This window comes from Lewinellaceae bacterium (assembly GCA_020636135.1).
Lineage (GTDB): Bacteria > Bacteroidota > Bacteroidia > Chitinophagales > Saprospiraceae > JAGQXC01.
Map to the genome: position 1 here is coordinate 207,191 of JACJYK010000002.1, position 26,076 is coordinate 233,266.

A 26,076-nucleotide genomic window follows, 5' to 3' on the forward strand; every position below is an offset into this window, starting at 1 on the left:
TATGAGAGCGTTGATTCGTTTATTTTTTGGAGCTCTGATCGTGATGAGCTTTACCCATTGTCAATCCGGAGGCAAAGATGTGCCTTTCGAAATTGAAACCCCATACGGAACGATGAAGGGTGTCCTCTACAAGGAAACACCGAAACATCAGGCTAACTTCATTAAGCTTGCCAAACAAGGATATTATGATGGACTGTTGTTCCACCGGGTTATTCAGGGATTTATGATCCAGGGAGGTGATCCGAATTCATCCACCGCACAGCCTGGCCAAATGTTGGGTGACGGTGGTCCCGGATATGTCATCGATGCTGAGATCGGGCTACCACACTTCAAAGGAGCGTTGGCTGCGGCAAGGCAGGGTGATCAGGTAAATCCGGAAAAGAAATCTTCCGGCTCCCAGTTTTACATCGTTCAGGGGCAGAAATTTGAAGAAGGATTTTTGGATCAGATGGCCCAGCAGAAGGGAATCACCTATACGCCTGAACAGCGTAAACGCTATATGGAAGTTGGTGGTTATCCGCCTCTGGACAATGATTATACAGTGTTTGGCGCCATTACGGAAGGACTGGATATTATTGATTCCATAGCGGCCGTGGCCACCGACCAAAATAACCGGCCGACTGAAAACATTACTATGAAGATTCGTATCTTGAATTGATGCAGACCATGACGAAATACGCAGCATTTATTGCGATCATCGGATTTGGCCTGTTATCCTGTGGTCGTCCGATCGCACGGTTTACCTATCAGGAGACGTCCCGTCAGGCGCCGGACACCGTACATTTTGATAATCAATCGGAGAAGGCGGAGACTTACGAATGGGATTTCGGCGACGGGAATCATTCGACAGTGGCCGACCCCGTAAACCGGTACATCCATTCCGGTAATTATGTCGTTCGGTTGACGGCTGCAAAAGGAAAGAAAAAACGCATAATGGAAAAAAGAATACAGATCAGCCCACCGGACAAATGCCTGGTTGAGATCGAGACCCGCTTTGGAAATATGCTGGTAGAACTTTATGATGAGACGCCCCAGCACCGCGATAACTTTCTCAAACTTACCGAGGAAGGATATTTTGACGGATTGTTGTTTCACCGGGTTATCGATGGTTTCATGATCCAGGGCGGAGACCCGGAATCCCGTGACGCACCATCCGGAAAAGCTCTTGGTATGGGCGGTCCTGGTTATCAGGTGCCTGCAGAGTTCAATCCCAAATACATCCACGTCAAAGGTGCACTGGCAGCCGCCAGGCAGGGTGACCAGGTAAATCCGGAGAAGAAATCCTCCGGCTCCCAGTTTTACATCGTCCAGGGCAAGCCGGTCAGCGAGAGTAATCTCCAACTCACAGAAGCACGCAATGGGATCCAATACACCCCTGAACAGAAGGAAGAATACATGACCATCGGAGGCACACCATTCCTGGATCAGGGATATACGGTATTTGGCCAGGTCATTGACGGCCTTAATGTCATTGACTCTATCGCAACGGTACGCACCGATAGCCGCGACCGTCCGATGGAAGACGTGGCGATGAAAATTCGCGTGATCAAATGAAACATGCTGAAATCCTGGGTATCGACATCGGAGCTACCGGCATCAAAGGTGCCCCGGTCGATATCATGAAAGGAGAGCTGACAGCTGCAAGGTATAAACTGGATACTCCGTCATCCGGCAAGCCTAAAGATGTCGCTAAAGTGGTGGCAGAGCTCGTTGATAAGTTTGGCTGGACCGGCCCGATAGGATTTGGGTTTCCGGGTGTGATCCAGCATGGGGTTGCCAAGACCTCCGCAAACCTGGATAATGACTTCATCGGCGTTAACTTACGTGAGCTCTTTCACGAAACTCTGGGGCTCCCTACTTACGTGGCTAATGATGCTGATGTGGCGGGGATGGCAGAGATTGCTCACGGCAGGGGACGTGGCGTGATGGGCACGGTACTGATGATCACGATCGGTACAGGTCTCGGATCTGCATTGTTCCGTGATGGCGTCCTGATTCCCAATACCGAATTTGGCCATTTGTTGTATAAAAAGAGTGTTTTTGAACACTATGCCTCCAATCGCGCCCGTAAGGAGAAGAAGATGAGCTGGCTGGAATGGGGTCGGCAATTCACCATTTATCTCAATCATCTGAATCTGTTGCTGTCTCCGGATTTATTCATACTGGGCGGGGGCATCAGTAAAAAATTCGAACAGTGGAAGACCCATATCAAGGTATCGGTACCTATCACAGATGCCTTGCTACGGAATGATGCCGGAATCATCGGGGCCGCCATGTATGCAGCCAGTAAAATTCCTGCCAGCATCTAGTTCCAGCGGATTTGCACGCCTGAACCTTGCCGGACAAGACCGTTACTTACCCGAACTTCAGACAAAAAAAACAGGAAGCGGGATCTCCACTTCCTGTCACAAATTTTTTCTTAACAGTTGGTTCGGTTTATTTCTTATGTTCCTCCAGGTAGTAGCGGAACATACTGCTTACTTCCTTGTCGTGCCGTAGTTCGTCATTAAAACGAAAGACAACTTCATGGTTGGTCACATCTTCCTGTAAGGCAGATTCCAACAGATGAATACCTTCCTTGCGATCGCCTGTCAATAGATGTATGGCGCCCCGGATGTAGGTGAGGTCCGTATCCACGGTGAAGTTTTCTGCTTTATTCAGGGTCTTCATGGCGTTCTCCAGTTGATTGGTGTGTACCAGGAAATCCAGGTATTCAACCCAATTGGAGGTATCCTCGGGCGTGATGCGAATGGCTTCCTTGAAGTGCTTGGAAGCTTTTCTCAGGTTACCGGTTTTCCAGTAGCAGAAGGCCAGTTGCACCTGGTATTCTTCCCGGCTGTCTTCGATATCCGTAGCCCGGGACAGTGCATTCAGTGCATAATGCCACTTTTCTTCATTGATAAAACACAATCCAAGAAAGTAGAAGATCTCGTCATTGAAAGGATCCATTTTGGCGGCCTTCATGAGGATCTTCTTGGCTTTATGATACTGTTTCAGATGGATATGACATTCACTGAGTTGTACCAGGGTTTCTACCTCTACGCCAAATTTGCTGATGATCTCGTGAAAGAGCGAGATGGCTTTGTGGTACTCCTGGATCTGAATGTACAGTTCCACACAGTCGCGGTAAGCTATTTCAAAACGGTCATCGATCAGGAAAGCATATTCCAATGCATTGATCGCCTCCGGATATTCACCCAGGCAGGTGTAGGCATGACCCAGATTATACCAGGCGTGCTGGGAATAGGGATCGATGTCGATCAACTGCCGGTGAAAAACAAGACTTTCTTCGTAGCGCTTGGACAGCTCTACACTGACCCACATTTTTTCCAACGCCTCGATATTCCTTGGGTCCTGAGCTAAGGCTTCTTTCAAAGTGAAGAACATGAAGTCAAAATCTTTCATGTGCTCATAAACATACGCTTCACAGATCAGCAAACGGGTGTGTTGCGGACTGTCAGCGATCACTTTGTAGTCTTGCAGTTGTTGTAACGCGTCTTCGTACTGTTCCTGTTCACACAGGATCAGGGAGCGAAGAATGACAATTTCAATTTCTGTAGGTGCCAATGATTCGGCTTTCCTCAGGATTTGGTTAGCTTCCTCGAGGTCTCCCATCCTTAACAACAACCGTCCTTTTGCCAGGTAAAACTCTACTTGATATTTGTGCTTTCCTATGGCGATCTCAACCACTTCCATGGCTTTCTCCCATTGCTCATCCTGCTCGTAATAGCTGATGATATCAAGTATACGTTCTTCACCCAGAAACCTTATCTCTCCACGGGGATCATTGGACTCGAACTGGTGGACCAATTCGATGATGGCTTCGTTGAGTTTAGTTCGTTGTTCCATTACTGCTTTAGGGATTATAAATATAAAGCGAGGGTAAATATACACAATAACATTTCAAAAAGAGTACGCGTCCGGCGATGTTTTTGTCAGCTAAAAAAGGTATTATCACTTTTTCTAATCTCAATTAATAGCTTGACATATAAATAGATATACATTTAATTTATTTGATTTGTAATACTTACCATTTCTAATTCACTCTACCCCACAGCATAACACATGTACTTATTTTCCTAATTGAAATCAGTTCAGGAGTGTTAAAGTCTAAATTAACACGTAATTGGCAGAATTTAACTTTTTTCAGGTATTCTCAGGATGCTTACCAGGAATACACCGGCGAAAATGAGGGCTCCGGCTACTAATTTATAACCGGTAAGTTTTTCGATACCCAGTCCGGTGGCCAGAATAGCGGCTATAAATGGCTGCAGGTAGATGTATATTCCAACCGTGGAGGAAGGCACAAATTTTAACGCATAGCCATTAAGCAGGTAGGCTAGATAGGTGGTACCCAACAGAACGTAGGCTATCCCCAGCCAGGCGTCCACCGGGATTGAAGCCCAATCCGTTTCCGGAAGGTATGCCATGCCGAATGGGATGACCCAGATGAGGCCCAGGGTAAACACCCATTTGATAACTGTCACGGCCGGGTACCGGTGCATCATTTCTTTGACCAGTACCAGATAGATGCCGTAACTGGTGGCATTGATCAGGATCAGCAGGTCTCCCCAGGATTCGAAGCGGATATTCCAGCTGCCACGGGTGATCAGGAGGATGGCGCCGGCAGCGCCGATCACCATACCGGCTATTTTCAAAGGGGTCAGATGCTCCCGCCGCATAAGGACAGATGTTAGCAGAACAATAATGGGTGAGGAGGTCATGACGATGCTGGCATTGATCGGAGTGGTCGCTTTGAGTCCGGCAAAAAAACAAAGTTGATTGATACCAACTCCAAAAAGGGAAACGAGCAGCAGATAGGGTATCCGGTGTCTCGGCATGCGTTGTGGCACCCACATCAGATCCGTTATCCAGAAGAGAAGTGCGGCAAAAGCAACCCGCAGGAGAATGAAAACGAACGGATGCAGGAACTCGCGGGTCATCACATCCCTGGCGACGATAAAATTACCTCCGTAAATGATCGCTACCGCGATGAGAGCCAGATGAGCCTTAAAATGCGTCTGTTGGTTCATACTGGCCGCAAAGGTACTACGGGAAAAAAATGGGAACCAATAAAAAAGGCCGTCCAGAAAAGGGACGGCCTCCTACTAAACCTTCAAATAGGACAAATTCTAAATTCAATCGTTGCGGTTCCGCACAGCCTGGAGCAGCTTGGCATTAAAGTCCCGTTCGACCACAAATACCATCGCTGCTTTTCGAGCAGGAATACTCTTTTTCAGGTCTGCATAGAGTTTGCGCTTCAATTCCAGCTCCTTGGCGTCATTGTCAAACCATTCTTCGATCATCTGCTCAGCTTCGGTGTCAGAGATTAACGCCAGATCCTGTTTTCGGACCGGCATACGCAATTGACGGGTGGCGTCGCGGTACCGGTTGTATATCGGCCAGAAGACTTGAGATTCCTCGGGGGTGAGTTGCAACTTCTCCGTAAAAAAAGCAATACGGTAAGAGTCGATTCGATCCCCCGCCGCAGCCTTCTGTGCTGCCAGTATTGTAGTCATCAGCATCATGGAACCCAGAAAGATCCATCTTAATTGTTTCATATCAGAAGTAGTTTTAGAGAATATCTTCAATATTTATCGCTTCGTTTTCCAGATAATTCCGGATATCATCCACAGGTATATCCGGTGTATTCAGTTCCTGTACATCATCATTATCCAGCACCTGAGCAAAGTCCTCTTCATCCAGGGCGCCGATTTCCTGTTCCAGATAATGGAGGATGATGTCCGGTGGTGGCACCTCCGCGGCTAATGGGTTAACAGGTGTATTGGATGGGCGCAGCGACCACCAGGCGGCACCGGTCACCAGGATGACTGCGGCGGCGATTTGCACCCATCTTCTACGAACAAGGTGAAGGATACGTGTTGAATGCTTTGGACCGGATGCTGAAGCCACGCGCTGCAGGATATCCTGTTCCAGACCTGAGAAATAACCGGCCGGCACCTCCGGGTGCTGATCAGCCTGCCTCTTTTTCAGATCGGCCAGCAGTGGGCTAATCTGTTCCAGTTCCTTAATGATGTCGGATTTATACTTTGTCATGGCTACAGGCTCGCTTGTTTGATAAAGGATTCAATCTTTTTCACGGCGTGATGATAAGATGCCTTCAGGGCTCCCTCGGAAGTGCCTAATGTAGTGGCCATTTCCTGATAAGGCATTTCATCGTAATACCGCATACAGAAAACCATTTTTTGCTTCTCCGGCAAGGTGTCGATGGCAGCCTTCAACTGCCGGTCGATGGACTCGCCGTCGTAATATGTGCCGTGAGTGGCCATCTGGGCGACCCCGACCGCTGCATCTACATCCAATGTTGGCTGTTTACGCTTTTGAAAAGTCAGCGCCTCGTTTGTTGCTATCCGGTACATCCAGGTATACAGCGAACTTTTACCTTCAAACTGATGTATAGCGCGGTAAACTTTCATAAACGTATTCTGTGTCACATCATTGGCATCGTCGTGATCAGGAACGATCCGCCGTATCTGGTAATAGATCCGCTCCTGATATTTCTGGACCAGTCCCCGGAACCCTCGTTCGATTTGCCCGTCATGGCAGATCATTGTAATAATTTGGTCGTCACTCAGGGTCGTCAACAGATCCTTATTTTAGGGTTAGACATACTTTGCAATGGAAGGTTTAATGGCACGATGTAGTTTTAATTAAAAAGTTTATCCTGGCTGTACGAAGGCATCGATGCGGTCAATATTCAGGATGGTTCCCTCGGAAGTCGGCTCGTACATCAATTCAAACTGGGCACCCCAGACCAGCTCATCGGCCGTGTAGGAATAATTGGAATGAACTTCCTGGGCATACGTTTCATCGAATGCACGCGTGGTGATCATGATCTCGGCATGACTGGCTATCAATTGTTCCCTGGACTTTGCGAATAAGGGGCTGTTTTCATCAATGTAATGCACCAGCGTCCAATTTGCCGGAAACATGATCACCCGGTCCCGGACAAGGTCCAGTGCTGCAAATCGCCTTTTGGCTTGTTCACCTGCTTCCTGGGCAATCCAGGAAATGATCATGTTCGCTTCCACATTAAATAATTTATTACGGCGCAGATTGACCATGCGGAATAACAGCCGGGGCACTTCCTCCTCGTAGTTGACCAGCATATTCCGGCTAAAGCGTATCCGTGTCTGTGGTCTTGAAAACCGGACAAACGACAGACCGGTGAAGATGGAGAAGCTGAACAGACCGAGAAATCCGGACAAGGCTGCCAGCCAGTTGGCTCCGATGCCTTCCGGGCTCAGCACACCATATCCAACTGTCGTAAAGGTCTGTATACTGAAAAAGAATGCCTGACGAAGATTGTTCATGAACGTCCCGGGATGCGTACCCTGGATCTGATCGATCCCGATCCATAGAAAGGCCAGAGCAAGTACCAGATTGATAAAAACGAACATGGTAAAAGCCAGGATAAGAAATCTACCCCACTTCATGTGAACAAGCCAGTGGTATACATCACGGGTCTTTTTACCCTTACGCCGGATGTTGAATGAGCCATCCTTATTGATCAGCCGGTGTTTGTCTCCGGTTACCTTGCTGCTGAAACCAAAGTCATCCCGGTTTTCAGAGCGGACTAAAATGGATCTTTTCATCCTGATGGACATGTGATTGCGTTTAGATGGATCAATTCAATTTGCTTGTAGGTTAGGGTTGTTCGGATTGGTGTGTCAATTCAAGAGTTATTCGGAATTCATGCAACTGTTCTAATGCAAGATTTGGGTTAAATTAGCCAAACTTTAAAGCACGGACAAGATCATGTTTCAGAAGTTAAGCGGGGTGATTTTAAAATGGTGGGGATGGAAGTCATCGGGGTACGATACACGTGCATTAAAAAAAGTTATTTATGCGGTAGCTCCGCACACATCCTATAAAGACTTCTTTCTAGGCGTGCTGGTACGCTCCGAGCGTGGCATCCGGTCCAATTTTATCGGCAAGGACAGCTTGTTCAAACCGCCGTTTGGGTTCATTTTCTACTGGCTGGGAGGCCACCCGGTCGATCGTAGTCAGCACAACAATATGGTACAGGCGATCATAGATGTATTCAATAAAAACGACCATTTTTCACTCGCTGTGGCACCGGAAGGAACCCGTGAGCAGGTCGATAAATTTAAGACCGGATTCTATTATATTGCCAGAGGAGCCGGAGTACCCATCGTGATGGTGCGCATAGATGCGATCCGGAAAGAAATGCAATTTTCCGAGCCTTTCTGGCCCGGTGATAATGCAGAAAAAGATTTAGCGTTCATATACAATCATTTTAAAGGTATTAAAGGTTTTGTGCCTGAAAAGAGCATCCTATGAGTTTTACACCCAAACGCTGGCAAGGGGCAGCTTTTTTGATCCTGCTGGTATTACTTTACCTGGGCAATTCACAAGGCCGTGCATTCGACGCCAATTCCGGTAATACGGGCGCACCAGGGGAAACGGCAACCTGCCAGACCTGTCACAACAGCAGTGCCCTGCAGGTCACACTGTCCATCGCAGTTACCGATACGTTCGGAAATATCAGAACAACCTATCGCCCGGATAGTACCTACCGGATTACGGTGGAGATCGAGCGTAAGCTGGGCGTACCGGTAGCCTATGGTTTTCAGATGGTAAGCATCATCGACACTTCACTGACCGATGCCGGTGCCTGGATCCATCCGGCGGACAATGTACGGATCGCTTCTTCTACCCGGACCATGCACACCTATGCCGAGCACAAAGGTCTCAGCGCCAGCAGCATTTTCGTGACCGATTGGACCGCGCCTTCCGCCGGGACCGGCGGGGTGACTTTTTATACCGCAGGGGTCGGTGCCAATCTGAGCGGTAGTGATTCCGGGGACGGCGCAGCATCCAGCCATCTCAGCATCAGCGAGGATGCCACTTCGGCCATCCGTTCTGTGACTGAAGCGAACCTCCAATTTTATCCCAACCCGGTACAGCGATATTTGTACACCAAAGGCCCCACAGCAGGAGCATTCCTGCTCTATGATCAATCCGGCCGCGTGCTTCGCAGGGGCATTTGGAACAATCCCCTCGATCTGGGTGAAATTCCTTCGGGGGTATACTGGATCCGGATATCCATGCACGGTGCGCTGGCAACTCAAAAGATCCTCAAACTCTAAAAGCATGACCAATCAACCGTATTCCCCTGAAATTCAGCGGCAGTATTTTGACCTGTCCAAACAATGGCTGGCGCATCCTGTCCAGCCATCGGAAGCACATTTGATTCAACTGGGAGATGCGCTCCGCTACCACGAATGGCGGTATTATGTCCTCAATGATCCGGTTATCAGTGACTTCGAATACGATCAATTGTACAAACAGCTGGAATCACTCGAGGCTGCGCATCCTTCGTGGAAACAACCGGATTCACCCACCCAGCGCGTGTCCAGTGATTTGACGGATCTGTTTCGAACGGTAGCTCATCTGCGACCCATGCTCTCGCTGGATAATTCCTACAATGCAGAGGATTTGCGGAGCTTCGATGAGCAGGTGAAAAAACTGAACTTCCTGCCGGCGGACGCCGAGGTGGAATATTCCGTGGAGCCCAAATTTGACGGAGGTAGCATTGCGGTTGTATACGAAAACGATTTCCTGGTGCGGGCTGCCACCCGGGGCAATGGGGTAGAAGGGGAGGAAATCACCAATAACATCAGGACGATACGTTCGATCCCTCTCAAGGCTGATTTTAAAATTCATGGGATCTATCGGGCCGAGCTTCGCGGAGAAGCACTGATCGCCAAGGAAAAATTCAGGAAAATAAATGCGGAGCGGGAAGCCGAGGGATTACCGCTTTTTGCCAATCCACGCAACACAGCCACCGGAGGTCTGCGCACCAAGGATCCACGTGAGACAGCGGCGCGTTCCATCGATGCGTTCATCTACCAGTTGGGATATGCCGAAGATGCCAATGGCCGCATTGTTACCGATGACCATGGCTCCCATGCCGCCAATATGGACTTTTTGGGGTTACTGGGCTTTCGGGTTCCTGTAGATGTCACCCGGGTATGCCGCAACATTGAGGATGTCATTCAGTATTGTTTCGATTGGGAAGCGAGGCGGGAGTCCTATCCCTATGAGATCGATGGTATGGTCATTAAAGTAAACAGCCTGGAGATGCAGGAACGGGCAGGGTATACCAGCCATCACCCCCGCTGGGCCATTGCTTTTAAATTTAAGGCCAAGCAGGCTACCAGTACGTTGTTGCACGTCGATTTTCAGGTCGGCAAGATCGGTTCGATCACGCCGGTAGCAAAGATTGAACCGGTCCAGTTGGCCGGGGTTACCGTGTCTTCGGTCTCGCTGCACAACGAAGATTTTATCCGTTCCAGAGATATCCGCCTGGGCGACAAAGTACTCGTCGAACGTGCCGGGGATGTAATTCCCTATATCGTCAAGCCTCTGGAAGAGCTGCGTACCGGCAATGAAAAGGTTATAGAGTTTCCCAAAAATTGTCCGGTGTGTCACCATCCGCTCTTCCGCGAACCGGAGGAAGCCGCCTGGCGCTGTGTCAATTACCAATGTGAGGCCCAGGTCCTGCAGCGGATGATCCATCATGTTTCCAAAGATGCCATGGATATCGAGGGCTTTGGTCGCGCCAATGTAGAGCGCTTTTATGCTCTGGGATGGCTACATAACCTGGCGGATATTTATCGACTGGACTATGATAAGATTGCCGGGCTCGAAGGGTTTGGTAAAAAATCGGCTGAGAACCTCCGAGAGGCAGTGGAAAAAGCCAAAAAGAATCCCATCAAACGCTTATTGCACAGTCTCAGTATCCACCATCTGGGGAAAAGGGTCTCTGAGTTGATCGCTGCGGAAGTCGGTCACGTGCTGGAACTGAAAGATTGGGACTTCGACCGCTTTGTGGCTATTAAAGACGTGGGACCGGTGGTCTCACAAAATATAATCGCCTTCTTCAAGCAGCCGGACAATATCCGTATGCTGGAGGAGATGGAGGCCTTAGGGGTCAATTTTACCCAGACCGGGCAGGATCGTGCCAAGGTGGTAGCCACGGATGCCCCGCTGGCAGGGAAGACCATCTTATTCACCGGATCGCTGGAGCATATGTCCCGGACTGAAGCACAGGTTATGGCCGCCGCCGCCGGGGCAAAAAACATCAGTGCGGTAAGCGGTAACCTGGACATCCTGGTCGTCGGTGAAAATGCCGGGTCCAAACTGACCAAGGCACAGGCTCTGGGTACCGTAACGATCTGGACGGAGGTGGAATTTTTAGAGCAGATTGGTAAAGGAACGTCTTGAGAGTTCACCGTTCCAGTTTGGCAGGAAAGATCGTTCCGCCGCTGTTGGGTTTGATTTTGCTGGTAGCCTGCCACCAAAGCGCCACCCGTGTCCCTGAGGTTATTGAACCGTTGCCGGACAGCCTCGATCCGGATACCTATTCTGAAATGGATCAGCCGGTACGAGTGGTATTCGATTACGATACATCTCAATGGGTTGAGATCCCGGACCAGCCACCCTATTTTTTGGATCTCCGTTATGCCGGTGATCATAATTTTGTACATCGAACTATTTATCCATGCGGACGCTGTTTGTTGAAGAAGGCTGCCGGGGAAGCTTTGCTTTCGCTAAAGGACTCTCTGAATGCACGGGGCCTGGGGATGGTGCTCTGGGATTGTTACCGGCCAATACAGGCCCAACAGGTGTTGTGGGAAGCATTTCCGAACGCGTCTTATGTAACACCACCTTCCAGAGGCTCCATGCACAGCCGCGGCCTGGCTGTTGACCTGGGATTGACGGATGCTGCCGGAAATCTGCTGGATCTGGGATCCGATTTCGATCATTTTGGCCCGGAGGCGCATCGGGATTTCAGTGGACTGACACAAGGTGTCCGGGAGCGCAGACATTTACTGGACCGGTGGATGACCGCCGCAGGATTTGGCGGAATTCGTACCGAGTGGTGGCATTATTCCTACCGCCAGGCATTTGCACCCGTCGATTCGTTTCAGTGGGGCTGTATTTCGGCAAATGAATGATTGATCCTGAAAACATAAGGGGTCCTTCTGTCGTTTCACTAGCTGGGATTTTGATCCCAAACAGGGTATATTTTCTATTTTTACTTTTTCAAATCCAAATATATGTCGGAGCAGATACAATCGGATGTGCAGGCGGTGGATGCATTAGCCCGTAAATACCATGAGATCAAATCGGAAGTAGGTAAGGTGATCATCGGTCAGGATGAAGTGGTTCAGGCGGTAATCATATCCTTATTCAGTAATGGCCACAGCTTACTGGTCGGTGTACCGGGGTTGGCTAAAACCTTGCTGGTGCACACCATTGCCGATGCGCTGGATCTGGAGTTCAAACGGATCCAGTTTACGCCGGACCTGATGCCTTCCGACATCACCGGATCAGAAATCCTCGATGAGTCGAGGCATTTCCGCTTCAATAAGGGGCCCCTTTTTGCCAACATTGTCCTCGCGGATGAGATCAACCGTACCCCGCCGAAGACCCAGGCAGCATTGCTTGAAGCGATGCAGGAAAGGGTGGTGACGGTCAGCGGTCAGCGGCATCTGCTTCCCAAACCATTTTTTGTACTGGCTACACAGAACCCGATCGAACAGGAAGGAACTTATCCGCTGCCGGAAGCGCAGCTTGACCGGTTCATGTTCAATATTCCTCTGGATTATCCATCCTATGAAGAAGAAATCAAGGTGGTGAAGGAGACGACGGTCATCCAGAACTATTCACTGAAGAGCATTATGGATGCCGAAGAGATCTTGTTTTTTCAAAACCTGATAAGGAAGATCCCGGTTCCGGATAATGTGCTGGAATATGCTGTCAAGATGGCAACCCGAACCCGTCCGCAAACCAAAATGGCCAGTGAAAAGGTGAACAACTATCTGGCCTGGGGTGCAGGTCCGCGTGCGTCCCAATATCTTGTACTTGGAGCCAAATGCCATGCCGCCATCCGCGGAAAATATGCACCCGATATGGACGATGTCCGCGCCATCGCCAAATATGTGTTAAGGCACCGCATCGTGCGGAATTATAAGGCGGAAGCAGAAGGTGTGACCGAAGAAATGCTGATCCAGGACTTGTTCTGACACACCATCCATTTGGCGGGAAGCATCTATATTGATAAATACCAGCATGTCATTATTCAAGCATAAATATTTTCTTCACGTATTCATTCTGGCGGGGATCATCTGGAGCAGTTGCGGGGGAAATCTCGCCGAGAAACTGAAGAATATCCCGACCGCCATCGGGTCGACCAATCAATTGACCGTGATCGCGGATCAGGACCTTTGGGACGGCATGATCGGCGATACATTCCGGTACCTTTATGAAGGTGCTTACCCGATGATGCCACAGCCGGAGCCATTGTTCGATGTCCGTTATTACACACCTGCCCAGGTCAGCATCGAGTCGGTACGTCGTGAATTACGCACCTATGTTTATCTGGCCGACCTCAGTGACACCGCTTCACAAGCAACCAAACAGGTGATCGCTGATCTTGGCGACGAAATTGTGGTAAGAGCTAAGACCGACCCCGGATTTTCCAATAAAGTGGGTCGTGACAAATGGGCCCGTGGACAGATCATCTTCTATGTTCTGGGCTACGGCAAGGATGAGCTGATCAATAACATTGCCGGCAGCTTCAACGGGATAGCCCAGCGCATCCATTCTTTTGATGAAAGCCAGATCCGGGCAAAAACCTACCTCTCCGGTGACAATAACGTCATCAATGGACTGATCACCGAAAAGTTCGGCATCCAGCTGGATATTCCGGCCGATTACAAAAAGGCCATTGAGGATTCGACCACCCTCTGGGTACGCCGGGACTTGTCCGACCTGACCAGCTCACTGCTCATCCATACCGTCAAATACACCGATGAGGAGCAGTTAAGTAAAGAAGGGATCAAAGCATTGTGTGATGAGGTGACACGCAAGTACATCACAACCAACACACCGGGATCTTACATGCTGATCAACGATGTGGACCTGCCCATGTATGTCTACAAGAAAGACATCGACAAGGCTTATACCCTGGAGGCGCGGGGAATCTGGGAGATGAAATACGACTACATGGGTGGTCCGTTTTTCGCCTACCTGATCAAGGATCCGCAGCGCAACCGGTTAATTCTTATCGATGCCTTCGTCTATGCGCCCGGGAAACAGAAACGGGATTTCATGCAACAGCTGGAATACATCGTCACGCATCTGAAATTTGCTGATAACATCTGAAACACCGGAATTCCGGATACCCTGACACCTCGAATTCCTGACGCCCTGGTGCCTGGTCCTATCTCCCAAACCAGCCGAAGCGCAAACCAATGGATGCGTTCAGTCCGCTGAAATCACTGTTGGTGTAGCCGTCGGTGCGCACGCCATCCACGATGCGATAGCTGGCTCCGGCTGAGATCCGGAACCACCGGGCTACATTGAGTTCGACACCGGCTTCCGGAGTCAGTACAAACAAGCCGTCAACATTCCGGTGCCAATGATCAAATTCATCCTGCAGATTAATACCGAGGCCGCCCCAGCCTATTTTCATGCTTCCATAAGCATGGACCAGTTTTTTGGTTGGATACATATACCCAATCCAAAACCCACCATGGGCGATTTCCAGCTCCGGTTGGTCGCCATCCAGCAGAGCCTGGTAATCGGTGCTGCCCAGGCCATACCATCCGAGAAACAGTTCATTAAAGACCAGTCCCCCTCCACCGCCCATGGATGGCCGGTAGTCGCCATTGATCTTGCTGGATTCAAAAAGCACAGCACCAAAGCCGCCATTCAGACGCATGTTGTGGAATAAAGTTTCTGTTTGAGCAGATACCAGTGAAGCAGTAAAAAGCAGGATCGTAAATAAAACAGGCTTTCTCATACGATTAAGGTTTAGCATCAACTATTAAATGATTTACTCCAAGGATACCGGCTAAATATTTGCCCCCCTATCCGGAAGCTGTATTTATTTGATCCCCAGGCTGAAGCCGTGGGGTTATAGGTTGTTATGCCTTTGGATGCTGTCCCCAGACAGAAACTGTGGGACTACTGGAGTTTCACCTCTGATACTTCTGATACCTTTTATACCTTTCCCCCCATGCTCCATGCTCCATGCTAGGTTCCCCAGGCTGAAGCCACGGGGTTATAGGGAGTTATGCCTTTGGATGCTGTCCCCAGACAGAAACTGTGGGACTACTGGAGTTTCACCTCTGATACCTCTGATACTTCTGATACCTTTCCACCCATGCTCCAACCTCCATGCTAGTCCCCGGGCTAAAGCCACGGGGTTATAGGGTGTTATGCCTTTGGATGCTGTCCCCAGACAGAAACTGTGGGACTACTGGAGTTTCACATCTGATGCCTCTGATACTCCTGATACCTTTTTTACCTTTCCCTCCATGCTCCATGCTAGTTTCCCCAGGCTGAAGCCACGGGGTTATAGGGTGTTATGCCTTTGGATGAGATCCCCAGACAGAAACTGTGGGACTACTGGAGTTTCACATCTGATGCCTCTGATACTTCTGATGCCTTTCCCTCCATGCTCCAGCCTCCATGCTAGTCCCCGGGCTGAAGCCACGGGGTTATAGGGTGTTATGCCTTTGGATGCGATCCTACCTTTTACCCCCATGCTCCATGCTCTATGCTCCATGCTAGGTTCCCCAGGCTGAAGCCATAGGGTTACAGTGTTTCACCTCAGATACTTCTGATACTTCTGATACTTCTGGAACCCCTGATACCCTTTTACCTTTCCCCCCTGCCTATTTCATAAACTCCAGGGAGTTTTCAATAAAACGGGTCAGCTCTTCCCCCTTAAGCATATTCTGATTAAGCCGGGCGAGATTGTACAGGTAATTGGCAAAGGTTTCTTTTTTCTCCTCGCTTTTCATCTTGAGCAGCTTGTCGGCCACCAGCGGATGATTGGTATTGACTACCACCTGGTAAAAATCATCCCGGTCGCCAAATCCGCCCATACCCTGGAGGGCCTGCATTTCCTGCATTCTCCGCATGAACTCCGGGCGCGTAATCACAACCGGATGATCCTCCGGTGACAGCGCTTTCAGCTGGATCTTGTTTTTGGCATCACCCAGGGCTGTTTCAAAGAGTTCCTTCACTTTCTCCTGTTGTTTTTCAGAGAGTACCGATTCTTGCTTTTCATCTTTCTGGATCAGATTATCCAGGGTGTCGGAGTCGACGCGTACGAACGTCAGATCATTGAGTTTGTACTCCAGATGCTGCATGTAGTGATTGTCGATGATCTGATTCATCAGCAATACGTCATAACCTTTTGAACGCGCGGCTTTCAGGTAGGAGTCAAAACCGGTTTTGTCTGGCGTGTACAGGCAAATGAGTTTGTCGTGTTTGTCGGTTTGCAGATCCTTGATGTGCGCTTTGTATTCATCGATGGTGTAGGCTTTGCCATCCACATTTTTCAACAGGGCGAATTTGATCGCTTTTTCATAGAACTTCTCATCGGAGATGATTCCGTATTTAACGAACATCCCGATATCATCCCATTTGTTTTCGAAGGATTCCCGGTCTTTATTGAACAATTCCTGCAGTTTCTCAGCTACCTTCTTGGTGATGTAGCTGTTGATCTTCTTGACGTTGGCATCACTCTGCAGATAACTTCTGGATACGTTTAATGGAATATCCGGTGAGTCGATCACACCGTGCAATAAGGTCAGGAACTCCGGTACGATTTCTTTCACCTCATCGGTCACATAAACCTGATTGGAGTAAAGCTGTATTTTGTTCTTCTGGACCTCAAAGGTATTGTTCAGTTTAGGGAAGTAAAGGATCCCTGTAAGATTGAACGGATAGTCGATATTCAGGTGAATCCAGAACATCGGTTCCGGCGTGAAGGGATATAGCACCTCGTAGAAGGACTTGTAATCCTCATCGGTCAGGTCCGAAGGTTGTTTTTTCCAGAGTGGCGGCGTATCATTAATGATGTTCGGCAATTCTTCCTTAACCTCCTTGGCATCGTCGCCCTCACCTTCCATGTTCGTTTCGGTACGGGTGCCAAACTGGATGGGCACGGGCAGAAACTTGCAATATTTCTGCAACAGATCTTCAATGCGCGACTGCTCCAGGAACTCTACACTGTCATCTGCAATATGCAGAACGATATCGGTTCCCCGGTCAGTCTTATCGTTCTCGTCCAGGGTATATTCCGGTTCACCGGTGCAGGACCAGGTCACTCCGGTTGCCCCATCCTGGTAAGAGCGCGTGCGGACGTCCACTTGCTTTGACACCATAAATGCGGAATAGAATCCCAGGCCAAAATGGCCGATGATGTTTTCGTCCTTATATTTTTCCAGGAACTCCTGGGCACTGGAGAATGCCACCTGGTTGAGGTACTTCTCAACCTCAGCCGCGGTCATACCAATACCGCGGTCGGAGATGGTCAGGGTTTTTGCCTCCGTATCCAGAGAGATCTGGATCGTCAGATCGCCCAGCTCTCCGGCAAAGTCGCCGCGTGAGGCCAGCACTTTTAATTTATTGGTGGCATCAACTGCATTGGAGATGAGCTCACGAAGAAATATTTCATGATCGGAATAGAGGAACTTCTTGATTATCGGAAAGATGTTTTCGGTTTGAACTGAGATCTTACCCGTTTGCATAAGCTTATATTTTTTATTTCCAATTAGGCGTGGGTCAAAAGATATGCCATCATGCCGGATTGTGCCATATTGACAAGGTGACCCATGTCTTCATTACAGTCTTATGGGTGCAATACTTCCAATGCTGGTCAAAAAAGGGTCAGATTGGTACCTGTTTTTGGTACCGAACGAATCTGAAAAAATATTTTTGACTCCAAATCAAACACCTTTTTCAATATCATATGGTTATACATAGCTAAACATGCTATGTGAAAAAAAGTGTTCCGGACCACGAATTTCCGGACAAGTTTGGCAAGGTATCTGCATAATGAAGACTCGTAAAGCATCTTTCAATAGAGAAGAAAAGCTTTATTAGAGATCGGTCCACTGGGGGGTAAGGGCCGATCTCGCTTTTTTTATGACGTTATGTCAGTATTCCGTTTTTATTCCGAGATTTTTTCAGTTCCTCCCCTGCACATCCACCTGAATCCGTTGATCGCGATTTGCCAGTTCCCACGCAGTGTGAAAGATCAACGTAGCCACCTTTTGCATTTTCACGAAATTAATCTTATCCACCGTATCACTTGGCCGGTGGTAGTCGGGATGCGTTCCATTAAAAAAGAAAATAGCCGGAATGCCTTTACGTGCGAAATTGTAATGGTCGCTGCGGTAATAAAACCGGTTCGGGTCATCGTCGGCATTGTAGGTATAGTCCAGGGTCAGTTGCGTGTATTTTGCATTGGCGTCCTCATTGATCTGGTGCAGGGCGGTGCTTAAGCGGTCGGAACCAATGACGTAGATGTAGTCAGGGTTGTCCTTGTATTTGGCATCCACCCGACCGACCATATCGATGTTGACATCGGCAACGGTATTTTCCAGTGGAAATACCGGGTGTTCTGTATAATACCGTGACCCCAGCAGCCCTTTCTCTTCACCGGTAACCCACAGGCAAAGCACACTTCGGCGTGGCCCGTGGCCGGCAAGCTGGGCAGCGTGGAATGCTTCAGCTATCTCCAGGACTGTACAACTGCCGGAGCCATTGTCATCGGCACCATTAAAGATGACGTCACCATTACGCCCGATGTGGTCAAAATGTGCAGAAACGATCACCAACTCGTCTTTAAGCTTTGGATCGGATCCTTCGATGTAGCCCAGCACATTTTCAAAAGGATATTCTTTTTCGGCAAAATTTTGTGCGAGGGTAATATCGGCTTTCAGGATGACCGGCCGGGACTTCCCTTTTTCTTCAATACGGGTTCTGGCTTTCGCGACTTGAGCGGACTGCTTCCCGGACAGCTGTTGAAAGACGGCATCTGAAATGTACAGATGATTGGCATAGTCGGATTGGAGATTGGGATTTTCCGGTTCTCCCATCTTCAGGGCATTGGATTTGAGTTGACGGCTGTTATCGGCTATGTCCTTTTCGATTTGATCATCGACGATAAGAACTGCCTTAACTCCTTTGTTTTTAGCCAGGGTGAGTTTGCGGAGAATGGCTTTGGACCAGGCTGACCGTTCTTTGGTGCCGGTTATCCGGGAGTTACCCTGCGGGTCGACTGGTTCACCGGAAAGTATGACGATGATTTTGTCCTTCACCTGGGCTTTTTTGTAATCGCTGTACTTGGGATCCTCAATGCCGTAACCCAGAAAGACGACTTCGTTATCCTGCAGGCGGGGCAGTGGGCTGTTGAGTCGGATGAATGAATAATAATCGACCAGGTTCTGGTAGCCGGTACCGTTGACCGAAAGGTACAAATCGGTCCAGTCGGTACCGTAGAAAGGAATGGACTGGAAATATCCTTTGCCAGGAGCATAGGGCTGGATTCCCATTTTTTGCAATTCATCGGCCAGGTAGCGTGCTGCGCGGTGATTGGCCTCCGTGCCCAATTCACGACCTTCCATTTCGTCGGAAGCAAAATAGGTCAGACGTCGCCGCAGGTCGTCTACGGTAATGGTTTGTGCCGCGTCGACGCTGGCATCTTGAGTGACGATGGGCTGGCTCCAGGCCAGTGAGGCACTCAGGACCAGGAACAGGATAAATCGATTCCGCATTTTAATTTGCAATTTTCCGGATCAACAACTCATTTTACCGACTCTGCGGGCATGGCGTCCTCCTTCAAAAGAGGCCGCCAGGAATGCCTTTACCATGGTTACCGCCTCTTCACCCGAAACGAATCGTCCCGGCATACAGAGGATGTTGGCATTGTTGTGTTCACGTGCCAGTGTAGCCAGCTCGGGCAACCAGCATAAGGCAGCACGGATGCCCTGGTGCTTATTGGCAGTGATGGCGACACCATTGCCACTGCCACAGCAGAGGATACCCAAATCCGCTTCTCCACCCTCCACGGCATACGCTACCGGATGGGCAAAATCCGGATAATCCACGGACGATTCGGAGTGGGTGCCAAAGTCCATGACTTCATATCCTGCATCAACAAGATGGGCAATGATGGGAGCCTTGAGAATATAACCGGCATGGTCACAGCCGAATGCAATTTTTGTCATACCATAGGTTTTTGGAAAACGTAAATGACTGAACTGGCTTTGGTCGGATTAAAAATAGCCTTTACATTGGACAAAGCGGCGATCACAGGTGCGCGTAAACGTCCAAGAAGACCACTCTGACGATATTTTTCACTCAATAAGCTGACATAAAACGCATCAAACGGCATGGATTTTTTGGTCAGACAGGTGAGATTTCGGGCCAGCCGGACGACACAGGCCGGAGCAAAATGCCACAAGTGACGGGGTACATCGTAGGCAGCCCAGTCCTTGCCGTAGTACTTTGCATCGAAGCTGGTGTAATTAGGAACTGCGATCACGAGCAGGCCACCGGGTTTGAGCGTCCGGATCAGATGTGTCATGGTTTGATCCAGGGTATGGATATGTTCCAGCACATGCCACAGCGTGATCACATCAAATTCTTCTCTGAAGTCATCCAGCCGATCCGGGCTGTAGACGTCCAGGTTCCATTTGCTGCGGGCGTGATTGCGTGCACCTTCGTTAACCTCCAGACCAATGCCATGCCAGCCTTCCTGGACCATGTGATGCAGAAAAAATCCGGTACCACTGCCGTAGTCCAATAATTTCCCGGGTGATTTTTTCCAGCGGCTGACCAGCTTTGCCTTGCGGCGGACCATGATGGACCGCACCCAATGATACAATTGAAAAAACAATCCCTGCTGGGTATCGGTGTGGGACACGTACTCCGGGAAGTCGTAATACGGACCTATGGCTGTAGCATCAGGTGCATCCTGTGTGAGGACCAGCTGGCACTTGGAACAGCGCAGTAACTCAAAGATCTCTCCGGATTTGGCATGATCGGGAACATTCAGGTGGAGCTGTAATGAGCTTTGCTTGCAGATGGGACACTTTTGCAGATGTACCCGCTTTGCCGATGACGCTGTGGTATCCATACCGAGGGTTAAAAAATCGCCTGCATGATACGGATTTTTCGCCACAACCATGCCTTTGAGGAGGGTCCAAAGGCACCATGGATCCATAACAACGTATAATTACGTTACATAAGTGATAAATTAGTTGTTTGATTGAAAATTTAGTTGTACAATTGTTCTATGAGGAGAAAGTATGGATTGATCACCTTTTTGATAACTGGCTGGTGGTATGGTGTCCAGGCCCAGTCAGACCCGGGTCAGGCGGCCATGGATCGGCAGGACTTCCGGGCAGCGCTGACCTATTATCAGTCTCTGGCGGATACCCAAACCACCACCCTTTACCGCATGGCCTATTGCCAAAATAAATTGGGCCAGTGGAAAGCCGCCAAGGAGAATTATGAAAAGGTGGTCCGACAGGATACGGCCATGACTGCCGCCCTGTTGCAATTGGGAGGTTTGTACGAGCAGGAATGGAATTATCCCAAAGCATTTCTTCAATACCGCCGCCTGATCAGACTGGATCCGGAAAATCCTACCTACTATAAACTGTGTGGGCAGGTCGCTGAGAAAGCAGGCATCATCCTTGATGCTTTTCATTATTATGCACAGGCCCGCGCACTCAATCCCGATGATATTGATGTACTCCTGAGCCTGGGTAATTTATTTTCCAATAACGAACAGGTGCAGGAAGCGGACAGCCTTTTTTATCTGGCCTACCAGCTCGATTCGATGAATTTGCAGGTCCTGTTGCAACGCGCCAAATCCAAATATGCTTTGCGGGACTATCCCCTGGTGGTACAACTTCTGGAAAGAACGCGGGGACGGCTGGACCTGAACCCTTATTATCAGAAGATGTTTGGCTATGCCTATCTGCAGATTGATTCGGTAGACAAAGCCATCCATATCCTGGAAAACCTGCTGGAGAAAGACGACACGGAATACACCCATTATTACCTGGGTATGGCCTATACGGTCAAGGAGGATCCGGACAAAGCCATTTTCCACCTGGAGCAGGCCGTTCAGAAATCCATTTCACCCAACATTGGCCTTTATTATGCCCAGCTGGGTTTGCTTTGCAAGCAGGAAAACAAATGGAAGGAAGCCATTCAAAATTACGAAGAGGCTTATACCTACTCGGGGGTAGCCAAGTATCTGTTTTTTAAAGCGCAGGTGAGCGATTTGTATTACAAGGATAAAACCATTGCATTGAAGCTGTATCAGAAATACCTGGCCACCTCCGATGTAAATGTAGAATACACGACCTATGCCAATGAGCGTATCCGCTACCTAAAAGAATTTATCCATCAATCTAAATCCAATCAATAATCACGTATGAAAAAACTGACTCCGGCTGAAGAAGAAGTTATGCAGTGGATCTGGACCCTGGAGCGCTGCACGGTGAGCGATATTCTGGATCATCTCGGGGAACCGAGGCCACCCCATAGCACCATTTCATCCATCGTGCGCATCTTGGAAAAGAAGGGTTTTGTGGATCATAAAGCCTATGGACGCACGCATGAATATTTTCCCAGTGTTGCACGGGATGATTACCGCCGGAAATCATTGCAACAATTGGTCAGCGACTACTTTGACGGTTCGGTGCACCGGTTGGTTTCTTATCTGGTGAAGGAGGAACAGGTGGACTGGGAAGAATTACAACAATTACTGGATGGTCTGGAAGGGCCGGAATCACAAGATTAATCAACACCACTTAAACTGGACATCACATGCTCGCATTTATACTCGAAGTGTCCCTCTACTGGTCGGTATTTTACCTGGTGTATTTCTTCTTTTTGAGAAAGGAGACCTTTTTCCGGTTTAACCGGTATTACCTGTTGGCGACTTTGGCGACCGGCCTCCTGCTGCCCTTATCCTCCTGGTCCTGGACCAGTCAGGACCCGGTGTTCGTGGCAGGGATGGAACTTTTGGGACCAGTAACCCAGGTACCGGCCTATTTTAAGGTTATACCTGCGGATCAAAATCCGGCCTGGCATTGGCAGGACATCCTGTTGCTTATTTATTGGAGTGGCGTGGCCGTATTTGCCAGCCGGCTGGTCTATGGATTAGCACAGATCCTGCAGATGTACCGGAAGGGAGACAAAACAAAATACCGGGATTATACCCTGATTGAGATGTCAAAAACCCATCTGCCATTCTCGTTCTTTCACTGGGTGTTTTGGCCCCGGGAGGCTGAACATCTGCGCATTGAAAGTGATTTTATTCTCAAGCACGAACTTTCCCACGTTCGTGACCGGCATAGCTGGGATGTTCTGATCCTGGAAGTGATGCAGGTGCTGCTGTGGTGCAGTCCGTTGATCTACCTTTACCGTCGCAGTATTCGCACGTTGCATGAATACCTGGCTGACCGCTCGGTATTGCAGACGACCCACGTAAAAATTTATGGCCATACCTTGCTGAGGCAGTCTACGTCCGGACTTCAGGTTGCCCTGGCGAATCATTTCATTAATTCACAATTAAAAAATCGTATAACCATGATGATACGCAAACCTTCCGGCTGGGCGGCCCGGTTTAAGCTGCTGTATGTCGTTCCGGCTTTGCTGCTTACCGTACTGCTGGTAGCGGCGAAATCCGGACCCCAAATCAAGGACACCGGGTTGCAGGCCGGCCTGTTGCTGGCCCAGGATTCGGTGGCTCCATTGTATTTGATCCATTACCGTTCCGGAGAGGAAATCCGTACCCGGTCCATCGATAACAATAAGATTGACCCGCAGTCCATCGAAAAGATCAATGTGCTTAAGGGAGAACAGGCAACCAACAAATTTGGTGCTGATGGCGCCAATGGAGTCGTTGAGATCTACCTGAAGACGACCTACCTGAACACAGATTACAAGGAACCGAGGTCACCTAGACCTACCGAAGAAGAAGTTTTTAAAGTGGTCGAACTAAATCCCATGTTTCCTGGGTGTACCGAAGGCAGTTCCGAAGACCGTGAGAATTGCGCCAAGCAAAAACTGCTGCAGTACATCTATGAGAACATCCGCTATCCTCAGGCCGCCCGTGATGCAGGTATCCAGGGGATGGTTGTCGTTCAGTTTGTCGTAGAAAAAGATGGAAGCCTGTCAGACATTGAAGTCATCCGGGACATGGGCGGTGGTACCGGCGAAGAAGGAAAGCGGGTTGTACAAAAGATGAATGAAGATGGATTGCGCTGGGAAGCAGGCAAACAACGCGGAGCCCCGGTACGGGTGGAATACAAACTCCCTATTCGGTTTATGCTGACGGACCAGACCGAAGCCTTTCCTCAGGTGGAGGAAATCTATAAAGGCAGCAAACTGGACCGTCCTCCATTACTGAGTAATTGTAACGAATCCGGCGAGCAGGCTGCCAATTGTACCAAAGCCCGTCTGATGGAGAAAATCTATCAGACCATTACCTACCCAAAAGCAGCGCGGGCTGCTGAATGGAGTGGGGTGGTGAATGTTACTTATTATGTCGGGGTGGATGGAAAAGCCCATTTTGAAAACCTGGATGGAGATCAGGTCCCGGCCTCCATACAGGAAGATGTGAAGAAAGTCGTGGAGGACGTAGGTCCCTGGCAGCCAGGTCTGCTGGAAGGCAAGCCCCTCAATGTCAGGCAGTCTTTCACCATTGAATACAAGTTGGAAAATAGTAAGGAGAAAGATCAGACCTTACCTTCATCATCTAAACCGAATGCGGATTTTGTCGTGGTGGGTTATGCACAGAAAGGTGATCCGAAAGAACTACCTCAGTCCAATATTGCCATTAAAGCGAAGGACAAAGGTCAGGATTACCTGATGGTTGTTTATAAAGGCGAGAAAGTTGTAGGAAAATATGAACATCAAACGGCGGATCAGCTGCCCTATACACCCGACCTGATTGAGAGCGTCAATGTGCTCAAAGGCGACCAAGCACAATCGAAATACAATAAAGAATCCGTGATTGAAATCTTCCTGAAAGACCATGCTGTGGTTCAGCAACAAACCAAGGATCGTGCCCGTGAGATCTTCAAAGTGGTTGAAGAAAATCCGCGTTTTCCGGGATGCGAGGAGATGACCAGCGTAGAAGAGCGGGACCAATGTTCCAAAGAAACGCTGATGAATTACGTATTTGAGCATGTAAAATACCCGGAAGCTGCCCGCAAAAGCGGCATCGAGGGGATGGCCGTGATCCGGTTTGTGATCGAAAAAGACGGTTCGATGACCGACCTGGAGATCGTGCGTGATCTGGACGGGGGTTGCGGCGAAGCAGCGTTGGCAGTATTTCAAGGCATGCAAAAAGATGGAATCCGGTGGATTCCCGGCAAGCAGCGAGGGAAGGATGTGGCGGTGATCTACAATATGCCGGTCCGGTTCAAGTTGTCCAGTGAGGCTAAAACGGAACCCGCAGTCAACAGCCTGGATTTAATGGATTTTAAAGCCTATCCGAACCCGACCAATGACCAGGTGGAGATCGGCTTCACGGCACCGGCCAGGCCGGTAGATGTGGTCCTGTATAACCTGGATCTGAAGGTCATCTGGTCCAGGACCATCCCTGCCTTTAATGGCCGCTTCAACGAATCCATCAGCCTGAAGGACAAGGCTGCACCTGGGGTCCTTATCCTGACGGTCACCCAGGATGGGCAAACCTTCAGCAAGCAGATTGTTCTGCAATGAGTAAATAATACGACCAGATTTTAAGATACGCCAGTCACTTGAATTGCAGTGGCTGGCGTTCTTTTTTGGTTTTATTTATTGGACTGAATTTAATCGATGGTAGGAAAAATACGACACCATTAGGAAAGCCAGAAAGAACAACGGAAATACGGATTGAAAATCCATGCCATCGACGGCAAAGTGACTGATGCTGGCAAAGATAAAATCAAAGAAAAATCCGGCGTATGCCCACTCTTTGATGCGCTTCGGTATGAAAGGGATGATCAGAACCAGGGCCCCTAGCACCTTAAAAACCACCAGGGCATTGCCAAAATAGAGTGGATATCCCAGGTGCCGGATTCCTTCCTTGGCCAGTTCCGTTTGTGAGGTGAATGCAGGGATCAAACCCTCCATGATAAAAATGATCACCGTCGTTGCCCAAAAGAGGATGGTGTATTTTTTTGATGCAGTCATAATGAAAAGTTT

General features: G+C 49.2%; 24 protein-coding genes. 12 read left to right on the plus strand and 12 right to left on the minus strand.

The window, feature by feature from the left end:
• Position 1 precedes the first annotated feature (1 nt).
• From H6570_15940 to H6570_15950, 3 genes are read left to right on the plus strand one after another with little or no spacing between them, the layout of a single operon-like run.
• Positions 2–658 (plus strand): peptidylprolyl isomerase, encoded by a 657-nt coding sequence (locus tag H6570_15940; protein MCB9320776.1) that lies wholly within the window; start codon positions 2–4, stop codon positions 656–658.
• Positions 658–1,554, plus strand: coding sequence for a peptidylprolyl isomerase (locus H6570_15945; GenBank protein MCB9320777.1), 897 nt, complete (start codon positions 658–660; stop codon positions 1,552–1,554). Before H6570_15940 ends, H6570_15945 begins: the two co-directional genes overlap by 1 nt.
• A complete protein-coding gene (locus H6570_15950; GenBank protein MCB9320778.1) occupies positions 1,551–2,309 on the plus strand; it encodes an ROK family protein in 759 nt (252 codons plus the stop codon). The genes H6570_15945 and H6570_15950 overlap by 4 nt, the downstream gene beginning before the upstream one ends.
• A 127-nt stretch (positions 2,310–2,436) precedes the next feature.
• Here the strand turns inward: H6570_15950 and H6570_15955 are convergent, their stop codons facing one another.
• The 6 genes from H6570_15955 to H6570_15980 all read right to left on the minus strand — a co-directional run bounded on the left by H6570_15955 (position 2,437) and on the right by H6570_15980 (position 7,628).
• Positions 2,437–3,849, minus strand: coding sequence for a tetratricopeptide repeat protein (locus tag H6570_15955; protein MCB9320779.1), 1,413 nt, complete (start codon positions 3,847–3,849; stop codon positions 2,437–2,439).
• A 287-nt stretch (positions 3,850–4,136) separates the two neighbouring features.
• Complete coding sequence (locus H6570_15960; GenBank protein MCB9320780.1) at positions 4,137–5,033, minus strand: EamA family transporter; 897 nt, start codon at positions 5,031–5,033, stop codon at positions 4,137–4,139.
• A gap of 105 nt (positions 5,034–5,138) precedes the next feature.
• Positions 5,139–5,561: a hypothetical protein gene (locus H6570_15965; GenBank protein MCB9320781.1), complete on the minus strand. Its 423-nt coding sequence runs from the start codon at positions 5,559–5,561 to the stop codon at positions 5,139–5,141.
• Between the two features lie 13 nt (positions 5,562–5,574).
• Entirely contained in the window at positions 5,575–6,057 is a 483-nt protein-coding gene (locus tag H6570_15970) for a hypothetical protein (GenBank protein ID MCB9320782.1), read from the minus strand.
• Between the two features lie 2 nt (positions 6,058–6,059).
• Positions 6,060–6,572 carry a sigma-70 family RNA polymerase sigma factor gene (locus tag H6570_15975; GenBank protein MCB9320783.1) on the minus strand — a complete coding sequence of 171 codons (513 nt, stop codon included), beginning with the start codon at positions 6,570–6,572 and terminating at the stop codon, positions 6,060–6,062.
• Between the two features lie 108 nt (positions 6,573–6,680).
• Positions 6,681–7,628 carry a transporter gene (locus H6570_15980; GenBank protein MCB9320784.1) on the minus strand — a complete coding sequence of 316 codons (948 nt, stop codon included), beginning with the start codon at positions 7,626–7,628 and terminating at the stop codon, positions 6,681–6,683.
• A gap of 151 nt (positions 7,629–7,779) precedes the next feature.
• On the opposite strand from H6570_15980, the gene H6570_15985 reads away from it, so the two are divergent.
• The 6 genes from H6570_15985 (at position 7,780) to H6570_16010 (ending at position 14,220) form a co-directional block, all read left to right on the plus strand.
• Entirely contained in the window at positions 7,780–8,325 is a 546-nt protein-coding gene (locus H6570_15985; GenBank protein MCB9320785.1) for an acyltransferase, read from the plus strand.
• A complete protein-coding gene (locus H6570_15990; protein MCB9320786.1) occupies positions 8,322–9,134 on the plus strand; it encodes a T9SS type A sorting domain-containing protein in 813 nt (270 codons plus the stop codon). The genes H6570_15985 and H6570_15990 overlap by 4 nt, the downstream gene beginning before the upstream one ends.
• Positions 9,135–9,138: 4 nt before the next feature.
• A complete protein-coding gene (gene ligA, locus H6570_15995; protein MCB9320787.1) occupies positions 9,139–11,274 on the plus strand; it encodes an NAD-dependent DNA ligase LigA in 2,136 nt (711 codons plus the stop codon).
• Positions 11,271–12,008 carry a M15 family metallopeptidase gene (locus tag H6570_16000; protein MCB9320788.1) on the plus strand — a complete coding sequence of 246 codons (738 nt, stop codon included), beginning with the start codon at positions 11,271–11,273 and terminating at the stop codon, positions 12,006–12,008. The genes ligA and H6570_16000 overlap by 4 nt, the downstream gene beginning before the upstream one ends.
• Before the next feature lie 102 nt (positions 12,009–12,110).
• Entirely contained in the window at positions 12,111–13,079 is a 969-nt protein-coding gene (locus H6570_16005) for an AAA family ATPase (protein ID MCB9320789.1), read from the plus strand.
• Between the two features lie 46 nt (positions 13,080–13,125).
• Complete coding sequence (locus tag H6570_16010; protein MCB9320790.1) at positions 13,126–14,220, plus strand: DUF4837 family protein; 1,095 nt, start codon at positions 13,126–13,128, stop codon at positions 14,218–14,220.
• Positions 14,221–14,278: 58 nt separating this feature from the next.
• Here H6570_16010 and H6570_16015 read toward each other — a convergent pair whose 3' ends face one another.
• The 5 genes from H6570_16015 to H6570_16035 form a co-directional block, all read right to left on the minus strand.
• Positions 14,279–14,860 carry an outer membrane beta-barrel protein gene (locus H6570_16015; GenBank protein MCB9320791.1) on the minus strand — a complete coding sequence of 194 codons (582 nt, stop codon included), beginning with the start codon at positions 14,858–14,860 and terminating at the stop codon, positions 14,279–14,281.
• 877 nt (positions 14,861–15,737) lie between these two features.
• Positions 15,738–17,603 carry a molecular chaperone HtpG gene (gene htpG, locus H6570_16020; protein ID MCB9320792.1) on the minus strand — a complete coding sequence of 622 codons (1,866 nt, stop codon included), beginning with the start codon at positions 17,601–17,603 and terminating at the stop codon, positions 15,738–15,740.
• Between the two features lie 438 nt (positions 17,604–18,041).
• Entirely contained in the window at positions 18,042–19,634 is a 1,593-nt protein-coding gene (locus H6570_16025) for a M28 family peptidase (protein ID MCB9320793.1), read from the minus strand.
• Between the two features lie 21 nt (positions 19,635–19,655).
• Complete coding sequence (rpiB, locus tag H6570_16030; protein ID MCB9320794.1) at positions 19,656–20,087, minus strand: ribose 5-phosphate isomerase B; 432 nt, start codon at positions 20,085–20,087, stop codon at positions 19,656–19,658.
• The gene (locus H6570_16035) at positions 20,084–21,085 is read right to left on the minus strand and encodes a class I SAM-dependent methyltransferase (protein ID MCB9320795.1); all 1,002 of its coding nucleotides are present in this window, start codon (positions 21,083–21,085) and stop codon (positions 20,084–20,086) included. Before H6570_16035 ends, rpiB begins: the two co-directional genes overlap by 4 nt.
• 72 nt (positions 21,086–21,157) lie before the next feature.
• Here H6570_16035 and H6570_16040 point away from each other — a divergent pair, with 72 nt between their 5' ends.
• The 3 genes from H6570_16040 to H6570_16050 are packed head-to-tail and all read left to right on the plus strand — an operon-like array spanning position 21,158 to position 25,611.
• Positions 21,158–22,303, plus strand: a complete 1,146-nt coding sequence (locus H6570_16040) for a tetratricopeptide repeat protein (GenBank protein ID MCB9320796.1) — start codon at positions 21,158–21,160, stop codon at positions 22,301–22,303.
• Between the two features lie 6 nt (positions 22,304–22,309).
• The gene (locus tag H6570_16045) at positions 22,310–22,678 is read left to right on the plus strand and encodes a BlaI/MecI/CopY family transcriptional regulator (GenBank protein ID MCB9320797.1); all 369 of its coding nucleotides are present in this window, start codon (positions 22,310–22,312) and stop codon (positions 22,676–22,678) included.
• Between the two features lie 26 nt (positions 22,679–22,704).
• Positions 22,705–25,611, plus strand: coding sequence for a TonB family protein (locus tag H6570_16050; GenBank protein MCB9320798.1), 2,907 nt, complete (start codon positions 22,705–22,707; stop codon positions 25,609–25,611).
• A 75-nt stretch (positions 25,612–25,686) separates the two neighbouring features.
• Here the strand turns inward: H6570_16050 and H6570_16055 are convergent, their stop codons facing one another.
• The gene (locus H6570_16055) at positions 25,687–26,064 is read right to left on the minus strand and encodes a DoxX family protein (GenBank protein MCB9320799.1); all 378 of its coding nucleotides are present in this window, start codon (positions 26,062–26,064) and stop codon (positions 25,687–25,689) included.
• Between the last annotated feature and the right edge of the window lie 12 nt (positions 26,065–26,076).